The following is a 22,793-nucleotide window of genomic DNA, read 5'->3' as shown; positions in this document are numbered from 1 at the left end:
CGACTATCCCCGGCCGAGCCGCCGCGACAGGGTTTCCTTCAGCACCTGCCGTCGCAACATCTTGTTGGTGGTGCCCGGCGCGCTCCACCACCAGCCGTCGGCGGCACAAGCCTGCGCCGCCTTCACGAACCTTGCGACGACCTCGGCAAACGCCGCGTCGTCGTAATTCAGGCTGAAGATCAGGCGGCCGGTGCCGACCCAGCTGAGCGCCAGCCCCTCGGCACGGCAGTAATATTGCAGCATCCAGTTATAGCGCGACGGCACGGTGTAGCCGATCGTCCATACCGTCTGCATGCCCGTGGCGCGGACCGGCAAGTCGGCGGCCGCCATCGCGGCGTTGAACTGGTCGATGCGCGCGTCCCAGCGGGCGTCGACGTCGGCGTACATCGCCTGCACCTCGGGTGAATCGAGGCGTTCGAGGAACACGTCCATCGCCCCCATGACATAGGGGTGCGCGTTGAAGGTGCCGCGGGCGAAGCAGATGTCGGCCGGCTGTTCGGGACGGAAACGCTTCATCAGATCGGCACGGCCGCAGACGACGCCGACCGGCAGGCCGCCGCCCAGTGTCTTGCCGTACGTCACCATGTCGGGCTGCACGCCGAACGCTTCGGCCATGCCGCCCTTGGCCAAGCGGAAGCCCATGAAGACTTCGTCGAAGATCAGGACGATGCCGGCCTTCGTGCACACGTCGCGCAGCTTTCCGAGCCAGTCGCGATAGGCGGCGCGGTCGAGATGGGCGGAGCGGCTGCTGTCGATCAGCGTCCCGTCGGACGGCGCGCCCTTGTTCGGGTGCATCGCCTGTAGCGGGTTGACCAGCACGCACGCGATATCCTTGCGCGTCGCCAGCACGTGCAGCGTCCGGTCGGACAGTTCGGACAGGGTCAGCGTGTTGTCGGCCGGGGTCGGGTTGCCGATGCCCGGCTGCACATCGCCCCACCAGCCATGATAGGCCCCGGCGAAGCGCACCAAGCGGCGGCGGCCGGTGTGATAGCGCGCGAGGCGTACCGCCTGCATGACGGCTTCGGTGCCCGACATGTGGAACGACACCTCGTCCATGCCGCTGATCGTGCGCAGCCGGGCGACATTGGCGGCGATGACCGGGTGATAGGTGCCGAGCACCGGCCCCAGATCGGCGACGCGCGCGGTCCCTTCCGCAATACAGTCCTTGTAGAAATCATGCCCGAACAGGTTGACGCCGTAGGAGCCGGCAAGGTCGTAGAAGACATTGCCGTCGAGGTCGGTGGCGGTGACGCCCGACGACGATCGGTAGAAGGCACCGGTGGCGAGGCGGTCGCGGACCAGCCGGCTGAACTGGAACGGCACGCGGTAGCGGCCGGTGAATTGCAGGTCGGACAGCCCTTCGCGCAATTCCTTCGTCGCGACGACCGTCTTCGCGAATCGGGTTTCGTAGAGCGCGGACAGGCGGTCGAAGCCGGCGCGGCGGCGGGCGGCGATTTCGGCCGGGGCATCGTCGGCGGCGAAGAAGCGGGCGTCGTCATAGTCGTAAAAAGCGATCTGGCGGGCGATTCGCTGTCCCCAGCGGACATGGCCGGTCAGCGAGCCGTGTTTGGCGCGGCTGAGCGCGAGGCGGGCGCGGCCCTTGGTGGCGATCAGGCCGGCAGCACCGGCGGCGAATGCAAGGGCGAGTGGCGTCATGACTGACGCGAATATGACGCGATCGGGAAATATTGATGACGGCCATGGACGATATCCGCCCCGCCCCGCCCACGCCCGCCCCATCCGCCCCATCCGCCCTGTCGCGCACCATCGCGAAACTGACCGACATCGAATCGGTCAATTACGCGCTGACCAACTGGCTGCCGCGGCGGAGCGCCACGCGGGCGATGGGGTGGTTGAGCAAGGTCGAACAGCCGTTGGTCGCGCGGGGCTTGATCGCGGTGTGGCGGACGTTCTGCGATGTCGACCTGTCCGATGCGGCGGAGGCGAAATGGCCGTCGCTGCACGCCGCGTTCATCCGGCGGCTGCGGCCCGGTGCGCGGACGTTCCGGGCGCAGGCGCATCAATTGTCGGCACCGTCGGACGGGATCATCGTCGCCAGCGGCCGGATCGACGGCGACAGCATCATCCAGGCCAAGGGGCGGCGCTATTCGATTGCCGAGCTGGCCGGCGGCGAGGGCACGGCCTATATCGGCGGAAGTTTCGTAACGCTGCGGCTGACGGCGGGCATGTATCACCGGTTCCATGCCCCACAGGACGCGGTCGTCGAGCGGGTGCGCTATTTCCCCGGCGACTGTTTCAACGTCAATCCGCCGGCACTGAAGCGGGTCGACCGGCTGTATTGCCGCAACGAACGCGCGACGGTGCGGCTGCGACTGGGCGACGATACGCCGGTGCTGCTGGTGCCGGTCGCGGCGATCCTGGTCGCGGCGATCCGGTTGACGTTCCTCGATACCGTCAAGCTGCTGCGCGAGCGGGCGGAACCGGTCGCGACGCTGGCGACGCCGGTCGCGCAAGGGCAGGAAATGGGCTGGTTCGAGCATGGCTCGACGATCGTGATGCTGACGCCCGCGCCGTTCGTGACGGCGGCGGGGGTGGTGACGGGCGACCGGGTGCGCGCGGGGGATGTGTTGTTCGATCGGGCGGTGATCGAGGAGATTTGAGGCGTCTCCCCTCCCTGAAAGGGAGGGGCGCCATTTCGCCGACCTTGCCGCTGAATGTCGACCCGGCCTAGAAGACACCCCATCGTTTCCCGGGGGAGCCTTCATGGTCCGTTCGCTGTTCGCCGTCCTGCTTGCTTCCACGATCGCACTGCCCGCGCTGGCACAGACCGCGCCGGTGCATCCGGCCCCTGCCCCCGGCCAGCGCGATCCCGGCACGGCGGCGAAGGTGCGCTACGACGTTTCGTTCCCGCAGGTCGAGCATCACCGCGCGCGGATCACCGCGACCTGGACCGGGGTGCCCGCCGGACCGTTGCGCGTCCAGATGTCGCGGTCGTCGCCGGGGCGCTATGCGATCCATGAATTCGCCAAGAACGTCTATGACGTGAGCGCGACCGACGGCGCGGGGCGGCCGCTGAAACTGACGCGCAGCGATCCCTATGGCTGGAGCGTCGCCGGCCATGACGGGACGGTCGTCGTCACCTACACGCTGTTCGCCGATCATGGCGACGGCACCTATGCGCAGATCGATCCTTCGCACGCACATCTGAACATGCCGGCGACGTTCCTGTGGGCGAGCGGTTACGACGCGCAGCCGATCCGCGTGCGCTTCCAGCGCCCCGACCCCAAATGGAAGGTCGCGACCCAGTTGCCGGAGAGCGACGCGGCGGACACCTATTGGGCACCGAACCTGCAATATTTCATGGACAGCCCGACCGAGTTGTCGGACCATATGGTCCGCGAATGGCAGGCGGGGGGCAAGACCTATCGCCTCGCCCTCCACCACGATGGCACCGCCGCCGACATGGACCGCTTCACCGAAAAGGCGAAGCGGGTGGTGCGCGAACAGATCCTTATCTTCGGCGCGCCGGCACCCTATGATTTCGGCCGCTATACCTTCATCGCCGATTACCGCCCGTCGATCGTAGGCGACGGGATGGAGCACCGCAATTCGACGATCATCACGAACGCGCAGTCGCTGGCGGAGGCGAAGGACGACCAGTTGGGTACGCTGGCGCATGAATTCTTCCACAGCTGGAATGTCGAGCGCATCCGTCCCGCCGAACTGGAACCGTTCGACTTCACCCGTGCCAATCCGACGCCGTCGCTGTGGCTGGCCGAGGGGTTCACCAGCTATTACGGGCCGCTGTCGATCCAGCGCGCGGGACTGGCCACGGTCGACGAGTATCTGGGCGAGATGGGGCCGATGCTGAACGGCATCATCAATAATCCGGCGCGGATCGCGGCACGGATCAACGCATCGCCGCAGGAGATGAGCCTGCGCGCGCCGTTCGTCGATGCGGCGAAATCGATCGATCCGGTCGATCCTAATATCTTCGTGTCCTATTATCCCTATGGCGCGATCATCGGCATGGCGCTCGACCTCGAACTGCGGCAGCGTTTCGCGGGCAAGAGCCTCGACGATTTCATGCGGACATTGTGGGCGCGGCATGGAAAGGGCGAAAAGGCGTACACGCCCGCCGATCTGCGCGTCGCGCTGGCCGAGACGACCGGCGATCCGGGCTTTGCCGAAGCATTCTTCGCACGATCGATCGACGGCAGCGGCCTGCCCGACTTCGCGCCGCTGCTGGCACAGGCCGGGCTGGTGCTACGGCCCGCCGCGCCGACGCGCGGATGGATCGGGCGGAGTGCGGCGAGCGAGACGGCCGACGGCGTGACGCTGACCCTGCCGCCCGCCCAAGATACGCCGCTGTTCGCCGCCGGGCTGGACCGGGGTGATACCATCGTCGCGGTCGGTGGGCAGGCGATCGGGGATCTCGCCGGCTGGAATGCGGCGGTGGCGGCGATGAAACCCGGGTCGCCGGTCGCGCTGCGCTATCGGCAGATGGGCGTCGATCGCACCGCGATGCTGACGCCGGTGGCAGATCCGACGCTGGAAATCGTGCGCGGCGAGACCGCCGGGCAGGCGCTGACGGCAAAGCAGCGGGCGTTCCGCAAGAGCTGGTTGGGTGCCGAATAACCATGCGACTCTGCGCCGATGTCGGCGGGTCGTTCGTCGACATCGCCGCGTTCGACGATGCGGGGGCGATCGGTTGGCGCCGGAAAGTGCCGACGCCGGTCGACGATTGGGCGGCGTTCGTCGCGGTGTTTGCCGATGTGCTGGCGGTGGTGGCTTGCGAGCGGGTGTCGATCGCGACCGCCGGACTGGTCGATCCGGTATCCGGCATCGTCACCAGCGCGAATATCCGCTGTATCGACGGGCGGCGACTGGCCGACGAACTGGCGCGCGTGCTGGCGGTGCCGGTGCGGGTGGTGAACGATGCCGATGCGTTCGTGCTGGCCGAAGCGGCGCGGGGGGTCGCGATGGGGCATGAGCGGGTGTTCGGCATCATCCTCGGCACCGGGGTCGGCGGCGGGCTGGTCGAACGCGGCCGGATCGTCGGCGGTGCCGGCGGGATCGGCGGCGAATGGGGTCATGGACAGGTGGTGCACGACAGCCCGATCGCGCCGGGAACCAATCCGGTGTTCGCATGTGGGTGCGGGTTGAAGGGGTGCCTCGATACGATCGGCAGCGCGCGCGGGCTGGAGCGGTTGCATCGCTTCCTGCATGGGATCGCGGCGGACAGTTTTGCCATTGCCGGGGATGCGGCGGCGGGCAAGCGCCGGGCGGTGGCGACGTTCGACTATTGGTGCGATCTGGTCGGCGGGCCGCTGGCGATGCTGCTGCACGCCGTTTCGGCGACGATCGTGCCGGTCGGCGGCGGGCTGGCCAACGCCCCCGCGCTGATCGCAGCACTGGACGCGCGCGTGCGGGCGAACCTGCTGATCCCGGCGGCCATACCGGTCGTCGTGCCGGGGCGGCTGGGTGACGATGCGGGGTTGATCGGGGCGTTCGTCGCGGGGGGATGACGTCCCGCCCCTCCCTGACAAGAAGGGGTCGGGGGTGGATCGGCCCGCGAGGGAGGGTAAGCACGCTACAATCGGCCTACCCACCCCCAGCCCAGTTTCGGGTAAACAGTGCCCCGCACGGTTTAGGTCATGCCGGGGGCATGACCGACCCGAAACTCTTGTCAGGGAGGGGAGTTGTCAGCGGCGGTGGCCCGGACGGCCGTTGCGATCGTGCTTGTCGACACGGACCTTGTACGCCAGCGCGTCGAAGCGGCGGTCGAGGTCGCGGCGCTCCTGCATCGACAGGCCGTTCGAGCGGCGATAACGCTGTTCGAGCGACGCGATCTGGCGGAATTCGCCGCGCACGTTTACCGCCTCGCGCCGGCTCAGCGAACCGCTGCGGATACCCTGATCGATCCGGCGCTCGATCTGTGCCTGGCGCTGGTTGATCGACTGCCACGGCTGGGCGGCAGCGGGCAGCGCGGTCATGGCGACGCCGAGGCCGGCGAGCATCAATGCGAACTTCTTCATGCGCTTTCTCCTGTATCGAACCACTTGGTCGACAACGAAAATGGGGGCGGAGTGTCGCAGGCGTTTGTCGCGAATGTACTAGAATTGTGTCGGATTGTCGCGGCGTCGGCCGGTTCGTTCAGCTTTACGTGCAATGGGCTTTGGGGTCGTCACCCCGGCGCAGGCCGGGGTCTTCGGGTGATAGCGCGGGACAGGAGCGGTGAGAGACCCCAGCCTGCGCTGGGGTGACGATCCTCCCCTTAAACCGGCAGGCGCTTCGCCCGCAGGATCGGGGTCAGCACGTCTTCCATCGCGGCATAGCCGGCGGCGGTCGGATGGACGCCGTCGTCGGCGAAGCCGGGTTTCATCGCGCCGCCCGGCGTCGCCAGCGCAGGCGTATAGTCGACGAAGGTCGCGCCGGACTGCCCCGCATAGTCTTTCGCCCATGCGTTCAGCGCGCGGATCGGCGCGACGGTGGCGAGGCCAGGTCGCCACGGAAAGCCGTCGGCGGGCGGCACGCTGGCCAGCAGCACGCCGATCTTCGCTGCCCGCGCGAGCATGACCATCATCGCCAGATTGTCCTGCGTCTGCTGCGGCGTCATCGGTCCGGTATTGCCGGCGATGTCGTTGGTACCGGCCATGATGTGAACGAATTTCGGTTTCAGCGCGATCACGTCGGCCATCATCCGCAGCACCATTTGCGGCGTCGTCTGCCCGCTGATCCCGCGCCCGACCCGGCCGTCCCGGAAGAAAGCGGGGCGCTTGCCGGCCCAGCCTTCGGTGATCGAATCGCCCATGAAGACGATGTCGGTCGACTTGCCCGAAGCGGTGAGCGCGGCATTGTCGGCGGCGTAGCGACCCAGCCATGGCCAGTCGGTCGCCAACTGGCGCTGACGCTTGACCTCATAGCTGTCCTCCTGCGCGCAGGCGGCAGCGGCGGGAAGGAGTACCGCGCCGGCGGCAAGGCCGAGGAAATGTCGGCGATCGGGGGTCATAGCGATCCTTGCAAACGGCAGATTTCAGGGCGGATATCACCGTCGCGGGGCGTGGCACCGCGCGCGTCGAACAGGATATTGGCGGGCTTGCCTTTGGTCGTGCGCGGCCATGCCGGGCGGCCGTCGCCATTGGGATCGCCGGTGACGGCGAAGGCCAGCCAATAATCCTGCATCGACACCGGTCCGACGCGCTTGTCGGCAAAAATATAGCCGATCTCTGCGGCATGCGACGTGCGGCCGGGACCGCCATCGCCGGCCATGTCGAATTCATAGCGCCACACCGGCCAGCTGCGCCCGGCGAGCAGGTTGGCAAGGTTGCCGGCCGGACAGCGGAAGGTGGCGTCGGTCGCGATCTGCTGATCGCGGGTGCCCATGCGCGGATGGGCGACGGAATCGGGTTCGTCGAGCCGGTAGAAGGTGCGCGCCGCATCCGCATTGGTGCCGAACGACAGGTCGACGAAACCGTCGCGTGCCGGACGGTCGCCGGGCAGGTCGAGTTCGAGGACGTTGCTGCCGAGCAGCACCGGCCGTTTGGGTGCGGTGACGAACAGCCGGTCGGGCGTGTCGGGCAGGACCGCACCGTCGATGGTGGTGCGCAAGTACAGATAGTCATCGGCGGTCAGTTTCGCATCGTGCAGCTTCAGATCGGCGGCGAGCAGCGCGGCGGGCGAGGCGCTGCGCAGTGCCGCCGTCCCGCGCGTGCCGAGCAGCACGTCGAGCTGATCGCCGATGCGGAACGCTTCCTTGAGCGGCCGCCATGGCAGGCCGAAGCCCGGCGCGCCCGATTCCATCGCCGCCTTCGCGAACAGGCCGCGGGCGAGTGGCGAAGCGAGCAGCAGCGACACGTCCTGCGATCCGGCGCTTTCACCGGCGATGGTGACGTTGTCGGGATCGCCGCCGAACTTGGCGATGTTGTCGCGGACCCAGCGCAGCGCCGCGATCTGGTCCATCAGCCCGTAATTGCCGCTGGCCCCGTTCGCTTCCGCCGCCAGCGCGCGGTGCGGCAGGAAGCCGAAGATGCCGAGGCGGTACTGGACCGCGACGACGACCACGTCGCGCTTGCCGATCGCCGACAGCGCCATGCCACCCGCCGATCCGGCGCGGTTGCTGCCACCGTGAATCCACACGATCACCGGGCGCTTGGCCGTAAGCCCCGGCGTGCCGACATCGAGCGTCAGGCAATCCTCCGCCGCAAAGACATGGTCGGCGCGGTTCCAGCCATAATCGTTCTGGAGACAGGCGGGCGACGGCGCGGTGGTGGTCCGGATGCCGGTCCATTCGACCACCGGCTGCGGTTCGCGCCAGCGGTTCGCGCCCAGCGGCGGGGCGGCGAAGGGAATGCCGCGAAAGAGGACGCGGTCGGCTTCGGCCTTGCCCTCGACGATGCCGCCCGAGACCGAGACGCGCGGAGGGATCGGGGCGGCGGGAGGCGTTGCTTCCTGGGCGATGGCGGGGGTTGCCATAGCGAGGAGTAGAGGTGCCCAGATTGCCTTCATCGCCATGCCCCTGTGTGTTGTCGTTGGGTTCCTAGGGGCACCGGCTGCGGCAGGCAATTCCTCCCCGGCACGGGGAGGGGGACCAGCGAAGCTGGTGGAGGGGGGTGTCCGTATCCGCAACCGTTGCGTTGCGCGGCGAACCCCCTCCACCACCCTTCGGGCGGTCCCCCTCCCCGCAGAGCGGGGAGGATTTAGCGGGGGCAGCTTACCGTCACGTCTGCCGTCGTGCCCAGCGCCACGCGTGCCACGCTGACCGTCAGCTTGCCGTCGGTCGACAGGGCGAAGGGCGTATCGACCTTCGCCATGTTCACATTGCCGCCGAAGCATTTGAGCGGGACGCCCAGCGTCTTCCACTGGCCGACCGGCAGCCGCTCCATCCGCCCGAGTGCGACCTGTCCGCCGCCGGGACCGCTGCGCAGCGACAGCGTGACCGGCATGGTCGGGGCGGCGTCGACGCGCATCGTCGATACCAGCATCACGTCGCCATTGGTCTGCCGCGTCAGGTCGACCGGCGACTGGGTGCTCAGCACGATCTGTGCCGGGCCGCTGCCGTCGATGTCGAAACGGCGCGCGCCTTCCTGAACGCCGTGGTCGGTCGCGGTGACCTTGACCCGGCCCGCGCCCGATTGCGCGGGCACGGTGGTGATGCGGGTGTTGCCGCCGGTGCCGGCACCGCCGACCTCCAGCGACCATGCGGTCGCGGGCAGCCCCTTGTCCATGAACACGTCACCGGCATCGGCTTCGGCGACCTTGGGGTCTTCGGAGAAGGCCGGCACCACCGTCTTGCTGGCGGCGGTCAGGCCGTACCCGATCGGGAACTGGGTCGGCCCGGTCGCATCGCCGGTCGCGGGCCATGGGAAGGACAGCGTGCCCGAGAAATCGCGCTTCGCCTTGCCGTCCTGTCCGCGCAGCAGCACGTCGGCGACGCCCGCGCCCTCCGATCCCGGCAGCCAGCCGACGACGAAGGCGTCGGCGGCGTTGATCGCGGCGTTCACGAACAGCGGCCGGCCGGTCAGCATCAGCGCGACGACGGGAATCCCCTGCGCCTTCAGCTTCTTCATCGTCTCGATAGGGCCACGCAGCTCGGGGCGCAGCTGGAGCGTCTTGATATCGCCCTGGAACTCGGCATAGGGCGTTTCGCCGAACACGACGATCGCCGCATCGGGCTTCTTGCCCGAGAAGCTGCCATCGGGCGACAGCGTCGCCGAGCCACCGGCTGCCTTCACGCCCATGTCGATCCCCTGCCAGATCGAGGTCGCGCCGGGGAAATATTTCGGATCGATCCCCGTCCCCTGCCATGTCAGCGTCCAGCCGCCCGACTGACGCGCGACGTCGTTCGCCCCGTCACCGGCGACCAGCACCCGCGCGCCCGCCTTGATCGGCAGCAGCGAACCATTGTTCTTGAGCAGAACCAGCGACTTCGCCACCGCCTCGCGCGCGACCGCGCGGTGTTCGGGACTGCCGAGCAGTTCGAACTTGCCCGACAACGGCCGCGACGACGGCTTGCCCGCATCGAACAGGCCGGCGCGCAGCTTCACGCGCAGGATGTTCGATACCGCGTCGTCGAGGCGCGCCATCGGCACTTCGCCCGACTTGACCTGCTTGACGAGGTTTTCCCAGATCGGCTTCCAGCTGTCGGGGGCCATATACATGTCGAGCCCGGCGTTGATCGCGCGCGGGCACGACGCATTGGTGCAGCCCGCGACCTGACCGTGCGCGTTCCAGTCGCTGACGATGAAGCCGCCAAAGCCCATGCGCTTCTTGAGCACATCGGTCATCAAGCCCTTGTGCCCGGTGATCTTCTCGCCGTTCCAGCTGCTGAAGCTGGCCATGACCGTCTGCACGCCCGCGTTGATCGCCGAGACATAGGGCGTGCCGTGGATATCGCGCAGCGTGGTTTCGGGGATCTTGGCATCGCCCTGATCCTGCCCGCCGAACGTGCCGCCATCGGCGAGGAAATGCTTGGTGGAGGCGAGGACGTACGGCCCCTTCAGCTGATTGGTCGAGCCGGGTGCGCCCTGCAGCCCCTCGATGAACTGGGTGACGTAGCTGGCGACCAGCTTCGGATCGGACGAATAGCCTTCATAGGCGCGGCCCCAGCGCAGGTCCTGCGGCACGGTGATCGTCGGCGCGAAGGTCCATTCGATGCCGGTCGCACGGATTTCGGCCGCCGTCGCCTGCGCGATCTTCCGCATCAGCGCCGGGTCGTGCATCGCGCCCAGACCGACATTGTGCGGGAACAGCGTCGCGCCGACGATATTGCTGTGGCCATGCACCGCATCGGTGCCCCAGATGACGGGAATGCCGACGCCGCCGTCGCTCTTGTCGACTGAGGCTTCGTAGAAACGGTCGGCGAGCTTCAGCCATTCGGAGGCAGGCGCGAATTCGTCGTTGTTCGGCGCGGAGTTGCCGCCGTTCAGCACCGAGCCGAGATGATACCGCTTCACGTCGGCGGGCGTCAGGCTGGCGATATCGCCCTGCACGACCTGTCCGACCTTTTCCTCGAGCGTCATCTTCTTCAGCAGGTCGGCGATGCGCTTCTCCAGCGCCGGATCGACCTTGTACGGCCAGTTGGCGCGCGGCCAGATGTCGGGATGCACGGTCGCGGCGGGGGCCGGTGCCGGCACAGTCTGCGCGGCGGCAGGCAACACCCCGCCGAACCCGGCGAGCATCGTGCACAACAAAAATTGAGGAACCGGTTTCATCGCGTCGCTCTCCTTTTGCCCGCGATCTGGCCGCGCGCATCCCTTTGCCGCCCCGTTCGCCAATTCCGACAACGTTGTCAATCGTCGGACCGGCGTTTCGACAATACGGTTTACAATTGAACTGGTCTGTCCACTGGTCCACGCTGTCACAAAACAACGAACGGCGATGCCGTGACCGGGAGACGAAGTTTGCCATTCCCCGTAGCCGCCCGGGACGTCCGGACGTGATCGATCGTACGCCGATTCGACTGTCGGGGACCAACCTCGAACGTGCCGCCGATCATAACCAGCGGGTCACGCTGCATGCGATCCGGGTGTCGGGGTCGCTGACGCGGATCGACCTGGCCAACATCACCGGACTGACCCCGCCCGCGATCGCCAACATCACCCGCCGGCTGCTGGGCGAAGGATTGATCCTCGAAGCGGGGCAGCGACGTGGCGGGCGCGGGCAGCCGCCGACCAAGCTGGTGGTCAATCCCGCCGCCTGCTACGCGATCGGCATCAACATCGACCGCGATCATGTGACGATCGTGCTGGTCGACTTTACCGGACAGACGCTGGCGCGCGCCACCCGCGACGTCGATTTCGCGCTGCCAGACGAGGTTGCCGGTTTCTATCGATCGGCGGTCGAGGGGCTGATCGCCGAAGCCGGGGTCGACGCCAATCGGATCGTGGGCATCGGCGTGGCGCGGCCCGACGATCTCGGCACCGTCGACCTGCCCGGCCGCCCGGCCAGCTATGCCGAATGGGAAAGCGTCGACATGGCCGCGCTGTTCGCCGCGCCGATCGACCTGCCGGTATTCGTCGAGAACGACGCGGCGGCGGCGGCGATGGGCGAATTGCAACTGGGCCATGGCCAGCATCAGGCGAGCTTCTTCTATGTCCTGATCTCGGCGGCGCTGGGCGGCGGGCTGGTGATCGACGGCAGCTATTTCCGCGGGGCCAAGGGGCGATCGGGCGAACTCGGCTTTCTGATGGGCAGCGACGGCAAGGGCGGGCGCACGCAGATCCAGCATACCGTGTCGCTGTCGGGCCTGTTGCATCCGTTGCGGCGGGCGGGGTTCACGCTGGGCGACATCCGGGGCGAGCGCGGCGACGATGCCACGTTGCTGGCGGTGGTGGATGACTGGATCGATGCGTCGGTCGACCGGCTGGTCGAGCCGCTGATCGCGATCAACTGCCTGATCAATCCGGCGGCGATCTTCGTCGGCGGGCGGCTGCCGGGGCAGCATGTCGAAACGCTGGCCGAGCGGCTGAACGAACGGTTGCGGGTCGATGCGACGAACGTCCCCGCACTGGCCCCGGTACGCCGGGCGATGCTGGCCGAGGATGCGCCGGCGGTTGGTGCGGCGATCCTGCCGTTCAGCCATTTCCTGTTGCCGAGCGCGACGGCGCTGTGGAAGGCGGACGAGGTCGGGTAGTCGCTGCCCTTACGGCTTCGCGAAATCGAGCAGCCGACGCAGCGAGCGGTAGGATGTCGAGGATTTCGGTTCGAACACCGCATCGAGATTCGCCAGCCGCCGGCGGGCCTGGTCGACAAAATCCATCTTGGTATCGGCGGCGGGCGTACCGTCGGTCGCGATCAGTTCGCGCCGAAACCGGTGGAGCGTGTGAATGTCGATCATGCCGTCACCGAACAGGCGGAAGCCGTACTCGGCCATTTCGCGCGGCGTCAGATTACGGATATCGGGCGGGGGCACGATCGACGCCGGTTGCGCGCCATTGCCCTTGAACTGCGCCGCGAAGGCGAGTTCGAACCGTCCGCCGGCACCGGCATCGACCGTGCCGCCCATCTTCGCCTGTACCGTATCGATCCGCATCGCCGACTCCGTTCTCGACCCGGTTTTGGCATGGCGGACCTTGACACCCGGTTAGCGGGCGGCGGAATTTATACGAAATCCGGCGTGCCACGATGTAACGGTACGGCCTGCCCCATTACCTTAAACAAACCGATTTTCTCATTTGCGCTTTCGTCCGAATCCCTGCAACGTTACGCCGGGGTTTACCTGTGACAGGGTTTTCGGGGATGAACATGGTTATCGATTCACTGGCGGTGCGCGATCGGGGCGAGTTGCCCTTCGCCGGGATCGAACTGGGCGGCACGAAATGCGTCTGCACGCTGGCATACGGGCCAGACCGGATATTGGCGCAGGAAACGGTCCCGACCGAACATCCCGACGTTACCCTGCCCGCCATTGCCGCCGTGTTGCAGCGTTGGTGGGACACGACCGGCTTCGCCGCCCTGGGCATTGCCAGCTTCGGCCCGGTCGATCTCGACCCCGCTTCGGCCACCTGGGGCCATATCCTTGCCACGACCAAGCCCGACTGGCCGATGACCGACGTCGCCGGCACGCTGTCGGCGATGTTCGACGTGCCCAGCGCGTTCGATACCGACGTCAACGGCGCGGCCTTTGCCGAAACGCGATGGGGCTGTGCGCAGGGGCTGGACGACTTCGCCTATGTGACGATCGGCACCGGCGTCGGCGTGGGGCTGCTGGTCAATGGCCGGCCGACGCGCGGCATCGGCCATGCCGAGATCGGCCATCTGCGCACGCCACGCCTGCCCGGCGACACCCTGCCCAGCGGCTGCCCGTTTCATGACGATTGCGTCGAGGGGCTGGCGTCGGGAACGGGGATCAAGGCCGCACTGGGCGATGTCCATGTGTCGACACTGTCGGCCGACCATCCGGTGTGGGACCGCGCCGCCGCGTCGATCGTGGCGATGTGCCATGCGATGGTGTGCACCACCGGCCCGAGGCGGATCGCGATCGGTGGCGGCGTGATGAACAAGCAGCCGCACCTGCTGGCGCGGATCGAACCGGCGCTGCGGGCCAGCATCAACGGGTATCTGCCGCTGCCGGAACGCGACTATGTCGTCGCACCGGCGCTCGGCGATCAGGCAGGGCCGCTGGGATCGATCGCGCTGGCGCAGAACGCGTTGCAGGCCCGCGTCGCGGCGTAAGCGTCCGTTCGGAAACGCGTCGAAGGGCGCATTACCGTGCGGTGCCGGCCCGAAGAACGCGCGTTTTGAAACTGGTTCATAGCGCCGCTTACTTCGCGACCGACACCCGGTTGCCGGCCCCGGCGACGTTGATCCGCGCCTTGCTGCCATCGGCGGTGCGGTAGGTTACCGTGTTGCTCGCGCCGGATATGCGGATGCTGCCCTTGGGTGCCAGATCGGCCTGCACGCGGTTGCTCGCCCCCTCGATCACCAGCGCCGAGCAGCGCCCGGTCACGCGGATGGTGTTGCCGGCCCCCTCGATGGTCGCGGTGCCGCCGTCGCAGTCGAGTTCCTGCGTCGCGCCGGCCCCTTCGTAGCGCGCCTGTGCCGACAACGATGCCGGCAGCACGAGCGCAGACAGGATCAGCGTAGCTTGGACGACGGTCATCTGGTCTCTCCCGTTCGGTTCTGTCCAGCGAGCCTAGTCGAAGCGACGGCCCGATACCAAGCCGCCGCTGCGCCGATCAGTGCAGGCTCTTCGCCGAAGCGATATTGCGCGTCGCGGTGCGGCCGGCGGCGATGGCGAAGCCGCACAGCGCGGCATAGCACAGCGCGGGCACGAGGAACGCCGGACCATGGCCGACCGCGCCCGACACCAGACCGACGACCGGCGGGATCACCGCCCCGCCGAAGATCGCGGTGCACAACAGCCCCGATGTCGCTGCTTCGCTGGCGGTCGAGCGTTCGAGGGTCAGGGTGAAGATGACCGGGAACATGATCGAGTTGAACAGGCCCATCGACAGCGCGACGAACCCGGCGGTCACCCCGCCGACCGCCGCGACATAGCAGCACATGCCGACGGCAATGGCGGTGAACAGCGCCATCAGCTTCCACGCCTTCACCTTCGACAGCAGCACCGATCCGATCGCGCGACCGACCATCGCGCCGCCCCAGTAGAAGGCGACGGCCTTGCCCGCTTCCTGCAACGACACGCCGGGCACCCCGTCGCTGCCCATCGCAAAGCCCAGCAGCGGCACGCCGAACGGCGCGTTTGACGCGCCCCATACAGTGTCGGCGTTCAGGAAGAGCGCCATCTGCGTCCCGATCGCGACTTCGGCACCGACATACAGGAAGATCGCGCTCGCCCCCAGTAGCGCCCAGCGCGACGAAAACGCATCGCGCAGCAGTGCGGCGGGCGACGGCGTATCGGCCGGGGTTTCGGGCACGGCGGCCGACACGACCTTGCGGCTGAGGAAGAAGAACACCGCCAGCGCCGCGATCAGTCCGGCGATCCAGAAATAGGCGCGGTCGATCCCGGCCAGCGCGCCGGCGCGCACCGCTTGCGTCAACACCGTGCCGTCCTTCACCTCGACCCCGTCGAGGAACAGGCTGGCCCCGAGCAGCGGCCCGAGGAACGTGCCGAACGAATTGAACGTCTGGCTGAGCGTCAGGCGGAAATGGCTGAGCTTCGGGTCGCCCAGCGCGGCGGCCAGCGGGTTGGCCGCGACCTGCAACACGGTGATGCCGGCGGCCAGAATGAACAGGCCGAGCAGGACCAGCGGGAATACGGCGAGGTTCGCCGCGACCAGCATCGTCAGGCAGCCGACGACCATCGTCACCAGCGCGAACAGGATCGAGGGAACCGCCTTCAACCGGCCGAGCAGGATCGCGGCGGGCATCGAGATCAGGCCATAAGCGAGGAAAAAGGCCGATGCCGCCAGTTGCGCCTCGAAATCGGTCAGCGTGAAGATGCCCTTCACCGCCGCGACCAGCGGGTCGATCAGCGAGGTGATGAAGCCCCACGCGAAAAACAGGGTGGTGACGGCGGCGAATGCCAGCCCGGTGGTGGCGGATCCCGCCTGTTTGTCAGCCAACGCGGCGCTCCCCTTAGTCGGACTAATTCGACTATTTGCTTATGATATTCACAGCGCTCGCCGAGGGCGGGGGGAATGTCAAGCAGGGGGGCGGTCGCGATGTGCCAGTCCCGGACCATGTTTCCCTCGGCACGCCGGACTGAATCGAGAACGCCGGGAAAGTACCGATTCTGGCACCCTGCCGTACCCCCGCGCAGGCGGGGGCCCAGGGTCCCGGGCACAAGCCGTTGTTCTGCCTGGCTCTGGACCCCCGACTGCGCGGGGGTACGGCGCGTTTTTGACGAAGCTTGCGGCTTTCGCAGCGGTCCTCAGTACATCCGGGGTGACGGTGAAGTGTTACCCGAGCATCGCCAGCATCTGCGCCGCCAGCTCGGACAGCGTGTCGTCGCGCGCGCCCATGACCACGATCCGGTCGCCTTCGCGCGCCTGCGCCACCAGATGCGCCGCCGCGGCGGCACGATCGGGGATGTGGCGGGCGGGCGCGCCCTGCACGGTCAGGTCGCTGACGATGTCGGCGCTGGTGACCTCACGCGTGACCGTGCCGCCGCGATAGACCGGGTCGGGCAGCACCAGCAGGTCACCGTCGGTCAGCGCGCCGGCGAACATCGTCACCAGTTCGCGGCGCATGACTTTCAGCGGGCCATAGCCATGCGGCTGGAACAACAGGAGCAACCGGCCCGGCTGGGTGCGAAGCGTGGCGATGGTCGCGGCGATCTTGTCGGGATTATGCCCGAAATCGTCGATGACGCCGACCCCGCGCGCCGTTCCGACCAGCTCGAACCGGCGCTTGAGCCCTGAGAAACCGGCAATCGCCGCGACCGCATCGGCGATCGGCACCCCGGCGGCGACGACCGCGCCGATCGCGGCCAGCGCGTTGGCGATATTGTGCCGCCCCGGCACCGCGAGGCGGACGGCATGGACTACCCCGTCCGCCACCAGTTCGAACCCGCTGGCAAAGGGCTCGAGTAAGAGCGCGCGCGCGACCAGATCGGCATCGCCCTCGACCGCAAAGGTCGTGCGCTTGCTCGCCGGCACCGCCGCCGCCAGCGCCGCCGCCTCGCCATCGCCGACATTGACGACGACATGGCTCGCCCGGTCGGCAAACCCGCCGAACAATGCGCGCAGTTCCTCCAGCGTCTTGTGGTCGAGGCTGACATTGTTCAGCACCGCGACCTGCGGACGGTAGAAGGCGATCGATCCGTCGCTCTCGTCGACCTCGCTGACGAACGCATCGCCTTGGCCCACCAGCGCACTGGCGAAGGGGCGGTCGGGGCCTGCGAAATCCTTCATCACCGCGCCGTTCATGACCGTCGGATCGCGGCTGAGCGTGTGGAGCAGATAGCCGATCATGCCGGTGACGGTCGATTTGCCGCTGGTCCCCGCGACCCCGATCGACAGCGGTGCTGCATTGAACAGGTCGGCGAGCAGTTCGGCGCGGCCCATTCGCTGCGCGCCGACCGCGTCCGCCGCGATGATATCGGCGACGCTCGGCTCGATCGCGGCCGACGCGACGACGATCTGATCGGCCGACACGACACCGCTACCGTCCTGTGGGAACAGCGCGATGCCCGCGGCGCGCAGCGCGTCGAACTTGGCGGGCAGGCTCGCCTGATCGAGCGAGCGGTCCGATCCGGCCACGGTCGCGCCGCGCCCGGCAAGGATCATGGCGAGCGGCAACATGCCCGAACCGCCGATCCCGACGAGGAAGAAGGATTTGCCGTACAGCATCGCGCGGGGCTATCGACCTTGACCTTCAGTGGCAAGCGGGGTTGCGGGATGCGGATCGGTGTAGTGGCCCCGGCGCGACGGGTGGACGAGGAACAGATGGCCCGGACACAGGGCTATGCCGCGCTCACCTACCCTTCGCTCGATCTGGTCGTGCATCCGCAATGCTTCCTCGACGCCGGCCATTTCGCCGGCACCGACGAACAGCGCGCCGCCGCCTTCCTCGAATTCGCCAACGATCCCGCGTTCGATGCGATCTGGTTCGCGCGCGGCGGCTATGGTTCGAACCGCATCCTCGACAGGGTAATGCCGCAGTTGAACCGCGCGGCGGCGGCAAAAAGCTATGTCGGCTTTTCCGACATGGGGTTTTTGCTGGGTGCGCTCTATGCCCGGCGGATCGGGCGGCCGGTGCATGGACCGATGGCGGCGCAGGTCGGCAAGGCCGGCGGGACGAACAGCGCGGCGCGATCGCTGGCATGGCTGATCGACGGCGACCGGGCGATGCTGGCCCCCGAACTGGACGGACGGCCGACCGTCGCCTTCAACCTCGTCATCCTGTGCGCGCTGATCGGTACGCCGTGGCTGCCCGACCTGACCGACCATGTCGTGATCGTCGAGGAAGTGGGCGAGGATTTGTACCGGATCGATCGCCTGTTATGGCAGCTGAGCGAGGCGACGCAACTGAAGGGGATCGCCGGCATCCGGCTGGGCGCGGTGACCGATCGCCATCCCGACGACACCGGCTTCGGCGAAACGGAGGAGCAGATCGTCGCCCGCTGGGCCGGCGCGATGGGCGTGCCGTATCTGGGGCGGGCGCAGGTCGGGCATTATGCCGACAATATGGTGGTGCCGTTCGGGGTGGTTTGAGGGTTACCAATTCGCCGGTTTGTAAATGGTGTCGGTCGGCGTGATTACCGGATCGCTCAACTGCGAGCCGGCCAGCAAATGCTGGCGCGGATCGATCTTGAAATCGGCCAACGCCTTGAGTTCGACGCTACCCTTCGGGCGCGGCGGTACGAGGCCGATGACCGTGCCGCAATCCTGCTTCGCCATGCGGATCGGGGTCAACAAATCGGAATCGTTCGACACGATCACCGCGCAGTCGCAGTGACCCCGGTAGGCATCGCGCAACAGATGCGCGGCAAGGTTGACGTCCGAACCCTTTTCCTCGCTCTTGTATGTCCATGTCTTCACCGGCTGTCCCGCCGGGTCGAGCTTGATGACCGGCCGCCCGCGTGATCGTAGATAGCGACCCGTCACCGGATCGGTTTCCACGACGACCTGGTTGACCACCGAACTCATGAACGTACCGAGATGAACCTCGACCCGTGCGAGGGAGCGGAGCGCCTGAAGATAGGCAAACTGGCGGGTCGGCTGGTCGGGATCGTGCGGACGAGCGTCGGCCTGCGCCGTAAAATAAAGGATTTTCGAGACGTGGTTGCGCGGCAGCAGTTCATCGCACCAGCGTTCGAGATCGAGCCATTTGTACGGTGTGCCTTTCAGCAGGCCGTAATAGAGGTTGAACCCGTCGATATAGACATGGGTGTTCAAGGCGTTCGGCTCACAAAGAGCAACGGCGGGCTTTTGGCCCGCCGTGCGCCCGATGGCCGAGGCCGATCGGGGGAGTTGTATGTTTTGACGTAATACGAGAAAACATGCTTGGCAAGATGCCCCTACTCCCCAAACGTCTTCGGCGCGGGGCTGACCGTCACCGCGCCGCCCGTCCGCACTTCCTGCACCTCCAGCGCGCGTTCGGCGATGCCGTCGCGGCCGAAGCGGAAGGCACCGTCGAGGCCGGCGAACCCGTCGCCGCCGCGCAGGCGGTTTTCGGGGAAGTCGCGGCCGATGGGCCAATCGCGGGCGATGCGGACCGTCAGCAGCACCGAATCATAGCCGAGACTCGACAGGCGATAGGGCGCGGCGCTGAACCGGGCGCGATATTTGGTCGCGAACTGGCGATAGAGCGCGTTCGACACGCTGGCATACCATGCACCGTTCAGCGCCGGCATCGACCCCAGCCCGGTTTCGGTATTCCACAATTCGGTGCCGAGCACCTTCGCGCTGCGGCTGGGCGATTTGCGGATCGCGGGCACCGCCAGCGCCGCCGTGCCCGCCTGATCGGCGATCAGCACCGCTTCATAGGGCGAGGTGCGCGACAGGCGGGTGACGGCGGCGGCGACCTGTCCGCTGCCGCGATCATAGGTCTGGATCGACACGACCTGTCCGCCGGCCTGTTCGACCGCGCGCAGGAAGCTGGTCGAGGCGCGCTGGCCATAGACGCCCGCCGGCACCAGCCCGGCAAAGCGGCTGATCCCGCTGGTCCGGGCGAAACCGACCACGCGCTCGATCGATTGCGCCGGGGTATAGCCGAGCAGATAGGCCCCGTTGCCCGCGACCGACACGTCGTTCGAATAGCTGATGACCGGCACCTTCGCGCCGCGCGCGATCGGCGCGACCGCGCGGACATCCTCGGCCAGCAGCGGACCGAGGATCAGGCGATTGCCCTCCGCGATCGCGCGCTGCGCGGCGGCGGCGGCACCGGTGGCAGTGTCATAGGTGGTGATTCGCACCCGTTCGCTGCGCGTGTCGAGCAGCGCGAGCTGCGTCGCATTGGCGATCGACCGCCCGACACCGCCATTGGGGCCGGTCATCGGCACCAGCAGTGCGACACGGTGGCGCTGGGTATCGGTCGGGATACCGCCGGTCACCGGATCGGGGCGAGTCGGCTGCGGACGGGTCGGTACGGGCGGGGCCTGTTCGACCGGCCCCTTGGGCACCAGTGTGCTGCACCCCGCCAGCAATACCGCCGCCAACACCGCCGTGGCGCGCGCGAAATGGTGCCGCCATTGCCGGGGCGCTATCGTGTCTGCCATGGACCTATCCCTGATGACCGAAAAACTTTCCCCCGGCCTGTACATCGTCGCGACCCCGATCGGCAATCTCGCAGACCTAAGTCCGCGCGCCGCCGATATTTTATCGCGCGCGGACATTATCGCGGTGGAGGACAGCCGGGTGACCGCCGGGCTGTTGCGCCATATCGGCGTGAAACGGCCGATGATCCCGTATCACGACCATAATGCCGAAGGGATGCGCCCCGGCCTGATCGCGCGGATGGCGTCGGAGGCGGTGGCGCTGGTGTCCGACGCGGGCACGCCGCTGATCTCCGACCCGGGATACAAGCTGGTGCGCGATGCGCGGGCGGCGGGCCATGCGGTGGTGACGATCCCCGGCCCGTGTGCGGCGGTGGCGGCGCTGACGCTGGCCGGACTGCCGACCGACCGGTTCCTGTTCGCCGGCTTCCTGCCGCCCAAGGCGCATGCCCGGGCCGAATCGATCGCCGAGATCGCGGGCGTGCGCGCGACGCTGGTCCTGTACGAAAGCGGCCCGCGCCTGTCGGCGACGCTGGCGGCGCTGGCGGACGGGTTGGGCGACCGCGACGCGGGCGTGGCGCGCGAGATCACCAAGAAGTTCGAGGAATGCGTGACCGGCACGCTGTCGACGCTCGCCGCACGCTATGCCGACGCACCGCCCAGGGGCGAGATCGTGATCGTCGTCGCGCCGCCCGGTGCCCCCCCGCCCGCGACCGAGGCGGATGCCGATACGGCGCTGCGCGAGGCGCTGACCCGGCTACCCGCGTCGAAGGCCGCCGGGGAGGTCGCCAAGGCGCTGGGGTTAGACCGGCGCGACCTGTATGCGCGGGCGATGGCGTTGAAGGCGGAGTAGGTCAGGCGGCGATGTTGCCGTAATTCTGCGTCTGGATCGGGCGAACGGCGGCGTTGATCGGCAGGGTGTCGCCGCAACAGGCGCATTCGGCGATGATTCGTCCGACGAACCATTGCGAAGCGCCGCAGGTCGGGCAGCTGTTGCGCCCATGTAGTGCGTATAGCGGTACGCGAGTATGGAATAAGACGGATCGTTCCACGGCATTCTCCCTGTTGAAAAGGGAACGCCACCACCGCAACGCGGTTCCATGCCGGAGGGGTGCAAAAATCGAGGAAGCCACCAAAGGTTCCGGAGAATGTGCCACGGTCGGACAGGCTGACGAACCGGTCCGCCGCAATCCCGGTCACGCCGGGGTGCGTTCGTCCAGCAGCCCGTGCGCGTCAAGCCCCAGCAACGCGATATGCGCGCGGATGCGCGGCCAATGTCCGGTCAGAAACCGTTCGCGCTCGGCGATGCGCAACCGCTCTACCGCGCCGGGCAGCACGAACATGCCGACGCCGCGCCGCACCTCGACATAGTCGTCGTCCTGAAACGTCTGATACGCCTTCGCCACGGTCAGCGGGTTGGCGCCGTGTTCGGCGGCGAACGCCCGGACGGAGGGCAGCTGGTCCCCCGCCCGATACTCGCCACGCAGGATCGCCGCCGCGATCAGTGCCCGCAGACGAAGGTAGACGGGCGTGTCCTCATGGTCGATCGCTGTCATGCTGACTTAATACAGCAACGGCCGGGAAAGTCCATCGGTTCAGCCGGCCCAAACCGTACGAACGCGCGCCGGATCGGGACGCGGCCGTTCGTCGAGCGGACGGCCGGGCGAGCCGATATAGACGAAGCCGGCAATAGTTTCGTGCGGGGAGCCGAACGCATCGCGGACCTGCGGGCTGTACGCCGCCCAGCCGGTCAGCCAGCTGGCGACATAGCCCATGGCGTGCGCGGCATGCAGCAGGTTCATCGTCGCCGCCCCGGTCGACATCGTCTGTTCCCACTGCGGAATATGACTGTCGACCGGCGACGACAGGACGACGATCAGCGCTTGCCCCTCCTGTGCGAACCGGTCGCATGCTTCGAGTTGGGGTTCGGTCGCGGTCGGATTCTCGGCGGCATAGGCCTTGCGCAGCAACGCCGCGAACGCCGCGCGGCGATCCTGCGGGATCACCACGAACCGCCACGGGGCCAGCTTGCCATGGTCGGGTGTCCGCGCGGCGATGGCGATCATCTGGTCGATCTCGGCATCGCTCGGACCCGGCGCGACCATGTCGCGCGGCTTGCCCGAACGACGGGTTTGCAAATGGCTGAGCAGCGTGGATCGGTCGTTGAAGGTCATGGCCGGCACGTAGGGTCCCGCCCCCGCCCGCACAA

The 22,793-nt window shown here is 67.6% G+C and carries 21 protein-coding genes; 7 read left to right on the top strand and 14 right to left on the bottom strand.

The features are described 5' to 3' along the window. Positions 1-3: 3 nt before the first annotated feature. Positions 4-1,656: an aminotransferase class III-fold pyridoxal phosphate-dependent enzyme gene (locus ASE50_RS00175; protein ID WP_056394125.1), complete on the bottom strand. Its 1,653-nt coding sequence runs from the start codon at positions 1,654-1,656 to the stop codon at positions 4-6. A gap of 35 nt (positions 1,657-1,691) precedes the next feature. Between ASE50_RS00175 and asd the strand changes: the two genes are divergently transcribed. The 3 genes from asd to ASE50_RS00160 all read left to right on the top strand — a co-directional run bounded on the left by asd (position 1,692) and on the right by ASE50_RS00160 (position 5,489). Next, positions 1,692-2,621, top strand: a complete 930-nt coding sequence (gene asd / locus ASE50_RS00170) for an archaetidylserine decarboxylase (protein ID WP_235512056.1) — start codon at positions 1,692-1,694, stop codon at positions 2,619-2,621. Between the two features lie 103 nt (positions 2,622-2,724). Beyond that, positions 2,725-4,599, top strand: a complete 1,875-nt coding sequence (locus tag ASE50_RS00165) for a M61 family metallopeptidase (RefSeq protein ID WP_056394122.1) — start codon at positions 2,725-2,727, stop codon at positions 4,597-4,599. 2 nt (positions 4,600-4,601) lie between these two features. Then, positions 4,602-5,489: an ROK family protein gene (locus tag ASE50_RS00160; protein ID WP_056394119.1), complete on the top strand. Its 888-nt coding sequence runs from the start codon at positions 4,602-4,604 to the stop codon at positions 5,487-5,489. Between the two features lie 177 nt (positions 5,490-5,666). On the opposite strand, the gene ASE50_RS00155 is transcribed toward ASE50_RS00160, so the two are convergent. From ASE50_RS00155 to ASE50_RS00140, 4 genes are all read right to left on the bottom strand, one after another. Beyond that, on the bottom strand, positions 5,667-5,999 hold the full coding sequence (locus ASE50_RS00155; protein WP_056394116.1) for a hypothetical protein: 333 nt from the start codon (positions 5,997-5,999) through the stop codon (positions 5,667-5,669). 239 nt (positions 6,000-6,238) lie between these two features. Continuing rightward, complete coding sequence (locus ASE50_RS00150) at positions 6,239-6,973, bottom strand: GDSL-type esterase/lipase family protein (RefSeq protein ID WP_056394113.1); 735 nt, start codon at positions 6,971-6,973, stop codon at positions 6,239-6,241. After that, complete coding sequence (locus ASE50_RS00145) at positions 6,970-8,469, bottom strand: carboxylesterase/lipase family protein (RefSeq protein WP_162236141.1); 1,500 nt, start codon at positions 8,467-8,469, stop codon at positions 6,970-6,972. The genes ASE50_RS00150 and ASE50_RS00145 overlap by 4 nt, the downstream gene beginning before the upstream one ends. A gap of 191 nt (positions 8,470-8,660) precedes the next feature. Then, a complete protein-coding gene (locus ASE50_RS00140; protein ID WP_082438685.1) occupies positions 8,661-11,174 on the bottom strand; it encodes a glycoside hydrolase family 3 protein in 2,514 nt (837 codons plus the stop codon). Between the two features lie 224 nt (positions 11,175-11,398). On the opposite strand from ASE50_RS00140, the gene ASE50_RS00135 reads away from it, so the two are divergent. Continuing rightward, positions 11,399-12,595: an ROK family transcriptional regulator gene (locus tag ASE50_RS00135; RefSeq protein WP_056394103.1), complete on the top strand. Its 1,197-nt coding sequence runs from the start codon at positions 11,399-11,401 to the stop codon at positions 12,593-12,595. A gap of 9 nt (positions 12,596-12,604) precedes the next feature. On the opposite strand, the gene ASE50_RS00130 is transcribed toward ASE50_RS00135, so the two are convergent. Beyond that, positions 12,605-12,994: a hypothetical protein gene (locus ASE50_RS00130; protein WP_056394100.1), complete on the bottom strand. Its 390-nt coding sequence runs from the start codon at positions 12,992-12,994 to the stop codon at positions 12,605-12,607. A 206-nt stretch (positions 12,995-13,200) separates the two neighbouring features. Between ASE50_RS00130 and ASE50_RS00125 the strand changes: the two genes are divergently transcribed. After that, positions 13,201-14,136, top strand: coding sequence for an ROK family protein (locus ASE50_RS00125; protein WP_235512055.1), 936 nt, complete (start codon positions 13,201-13,203; stop codon positions 14,134-14,136). Between the two features lie 88 nt (positions 14,137-14,224). Here ASE50_RS00125 and ASE50_RS00120 read toward each other — a convergent pair whose 3' ends face one another. The 3 genes from ASE50_RS00120 to ASE50_RS00110 form a co-directional block, all read right to left on the bottom strand. After that, on the bottom strand, positions 14,225-14,563 hold the full coding sequence (locus ASE50_RS00120; protein WP_056394097.1) for a DUF3060 domain-containing protein: 339 nt from the start codon (positions 14,561-14,563) through the stop codon (positions 14,225-14,227). Between the two features lie 76 nt (positions 14,564-14,639). Next, positions 14,640-15,989: an MFS transporter gene (locus ASE50_RS00115; protein ID WP_056002419.1), complete on the bottom strand. Its 1,350-nt coding sequence runs from the start codon at positions 15,987-15,989 to the stop codon at positions 14,640-14,642. A 336-nt stretch (positions 15,990-16,325) separates the two neighbouring features. Further along, positions 16,326-17,717 carry a glutamate ligase domain-containing protein gene (locus ASE50_RS00110; protein ID WP_056394091.1) on the bottom strand — a complete coding sequence of 464 codons (1,392 nt, stop codon included), beginning with the start codon at positions 17,715-17,717 and terminating at the stop codon, positions 16,326-16,328. A 48-nt stretch (positions 17,718-17,765) separates the two neighbouring features. Here ASE50_RS00110 and ASE50_RS00105 point away from each other — a divergent pair, with 48 nt between their 5' ends. Then, positions 17,766-18,581: an LD-carboxypeptidase gene (locus ASE50_RS00105; protein ID WP_056394088.1), complete on the top strand. Its 816-nt coding sequence runs from the start codon at positions 17,766-17,768 to the stop codon at positions 18,579-18,581. A gap of 3 nt (positions 18,582-18,584) precedes the next feature. On the opposite strand, the gene ASE50_RS00100 is transcribed toward ASE50_RS00105, so the two are convergent. Further along, complete coding sequence (locus ASE50_RS00100; RefSeq protein WP_056394086.1) at positions 18,585-19,265, bottom strand: NYN domain-containing protein; 681 nt, start codon at positions 19,263-19,265, stop codon at positions 18,585-18,587. 122 nt (positions 19,266-19,387) lie between these two features. After that, positions 19,388-20,587: a penicillin-binding protein activator gene (locus ASE50_RS00095; protein WP_056394083.1), complete on the bottom strand. Its 1,200-nt coding sequence runs from the start codon at positions 20,585-20,587 to the stop codon at positions 19,388-19,390. A gap of 13 nt (positions 20,588-20,600) precedes the next feature. Here ASE50_RS00095 and rsmI point away from each other — a divergent pair, with 13 nt between their 5' ends. Continuing rightward, the gene (rsmI, locus tag ASE50_RS00090) at positions 20,601-21,437 is read left to right on the top strand and encodes a 16S rRNA (cytidine(1402)-2'-O)-methyltransferase (protein ID WP_056395520.1); all 837 of its coding nucleotides are present in this window, start codon (positions 20,601-20,603) and stop codon (positions 21,435-21,437) included. 1 nt (position 21,438) lies between these two features. Here rsmI and ASE50_RS18410 read toward each other — a convergent pair whose 3' ends face one another. The 3 genes from ASE50_RS18410 to ASE50_RS00080 all read right to left on the bottom strand — a co-directional run bounded on the left by ASE50_RS18410 (position 21,439) and on the right by ASE50_RS00080 (position 22,758). Continuing rightward, a complete protein-coding gene (locus ASE50_RS18410) occupies positions 21,439-21,636 on the bottom strand; it encodes a hypothetical protein (RefSeq protein WP_156347232.1) in 198 nt (65 codons plus the stop codon). A 144-nt stretch (positions 21,637-21,780) separates the two neighbouring features. Beyond that, on the bottom strand, positions 21,781-22,140 hold the full coding sequence (locus ASE50_RS00085; protein ID WP_056394080.1) for a GntR family transcriptional regulator: 360 nt from the start codon (positions 22,138-22,140) through the stop codon (positions 21,781-21,783). Between the two features lie 39 nt (positions 22,141-22,179). Further along, positions 22,180-22,758: a nitroreductase gene (locus tag ASE50_RS00080; protein ID WP_056394075.1), complete on the bottom strand. Its 579-nt coding sequence runs from the start codon at positions 22,756-22,758 to the stop codon at positions 22,180-22,182. Between the last annotated feature and the right edge of the window lie 35 nt (positions 22,759-22,793).

The sequence above is a fragment of the Sphingomonas sp. Leaf5 genome (genome assembly GCF_001421155.1).
Lineage (GTDB): Bacteria > Pseudomonadota > Alphaproteobacteria > Sphingomonadales > Sphingomonadaceae > Sphingomonas.
This window is presented reverse-complemented; position numbering and strand designations above follow the sequence as displayed.

What these genes read in the sequence shown, in the direction of transcription:
- ASE50_RS00175 (WP_056394125.1), bottom strand. Translation starts at nt 1,656, where the DNA reads ATGACGCCACTCGCCCTTGCATTCGCCGCCGGTGCTGCCGGCCTGATC.
- asd (WP_235512056.1), top strand. Translation starts at nt 1,692, where the DNA reads ATGACGGCCATGGACGATATCCGCCCCGCCCCGCCCACGCCCGCCCCA.
- ASE50_RS00165 (WP_056394122.1), top strand. Translation starts at nt 2,725, where the DNA reads ATGGTCCGTTCGCTGTTCGCCGTCCTGCTTGCTTCCACGATCGCACTG.
- ASE50_RS00160 (WP_056394119.1), top strand. Translation starts at nt 4,602, where the DNA reads ATGCGACTCTGCGCCGATGTCGGCGGGTCGTTCGTCGACATCGCCGCG.
- ASE50_RS00155 (WP_056394116.1), bottom strand. Translation starts at nt 5,999, where the DNA reads ATGAAGAAGTTCGCATTGATGCTCGCCGGCCTCGGCGTCGCCATGACC.
- ASE50_RS00150 (WP_056394113.1), bottom strand. Translation starts at nt 6,973, where the DNA reads ATGACCCCCGATCGCCGACATTTCCTCGGCCTTGCCGCCGGCGCGGTA.
- ASE50_RS00145 (WP_162236141.1), bottom strand. Translation starts at nt 8,469, where the DNA reads ATGAAGGCAATCTGGGCACCTCTACTCCTCGCTATGGCAACCCCCGCC.
- ASE50_RS00140 (WP_082438685.1), bottom strand. Translation starts at nt 11,174, where the DNA reads ATGAAACCGGTTCCTCAATTTTTGTTGTGCACGATGCTCGCCGGGTTC.
- ASE50_RS00130 (WP_056394100.1), bottom strand. Translation starts at nt 12,994, where the DNA reads ATGCGGATCGATACGGTACAGGCGAAGATGGGCGGCACGGTCGATGCC.
- ASE50_RS00125 (WP_235512055.1), top strand. Translation starts at nt 13,201, where the DNA reads ATGAACATGGTTATCGATTCACTGGCGGTGCGCGATCGGGGCGAGTTG.
- ASE50_RS00120 (WP_056394097.1), bottom strand. Translation starts at nt 14,563, where the DNA reads ATGACCGTCGTCCAAGCTACGCTGATCCTGTCTGCGCTCGTGCTGCCG.
- ASE50_RS00110 (WP_056394091.1), bottom strand. Translation starts at nt 17,717, where the DNA reads ATGCTGTACGGCAAATCCTTCTTCCTCGTCGGGATCGGCGGTTCGGGC.
- ASE50_RS00105 (WP_056394088.1), top strand. Translation starts at nt 17,766, where the DNA reads ATGCGGATCGGTGTAGTGGCCCCGGCGCGACGGGTGGACGAGGAACAG.
- ASE50_RS00095 (WP_056394083.1), bottom strand. Translation starts at nt 20,587, where the DNA reads ATGGCAGACACGATAGCGCCCCGGCAATGGCGGCACCATTTCGCGCGC.
- rsmI (WP_056395520.1), top strand. Translation starts at nt 20,601, where the DNA reads ATGACCGAAAAACTTTCCCCCGGCCTGTACATCGTCGCGACCCCGATC.
- ASE50_RS00085 (WP_056394080.1), bottom strand. Translation starts at nt 22,140, where the DNA reads ATGACAGCGATCGACCATGAGGACACGCCCGTCTACCTTCGTCTGCGG.
- ASE50_RS00080 (WP_056394075.1), bottom strand. Translation starts at nt 22,758, where the DNA reads ATGACCTTCAACGACCGATCCACGCTGCTCAGCCATTTGCAAACCCGT.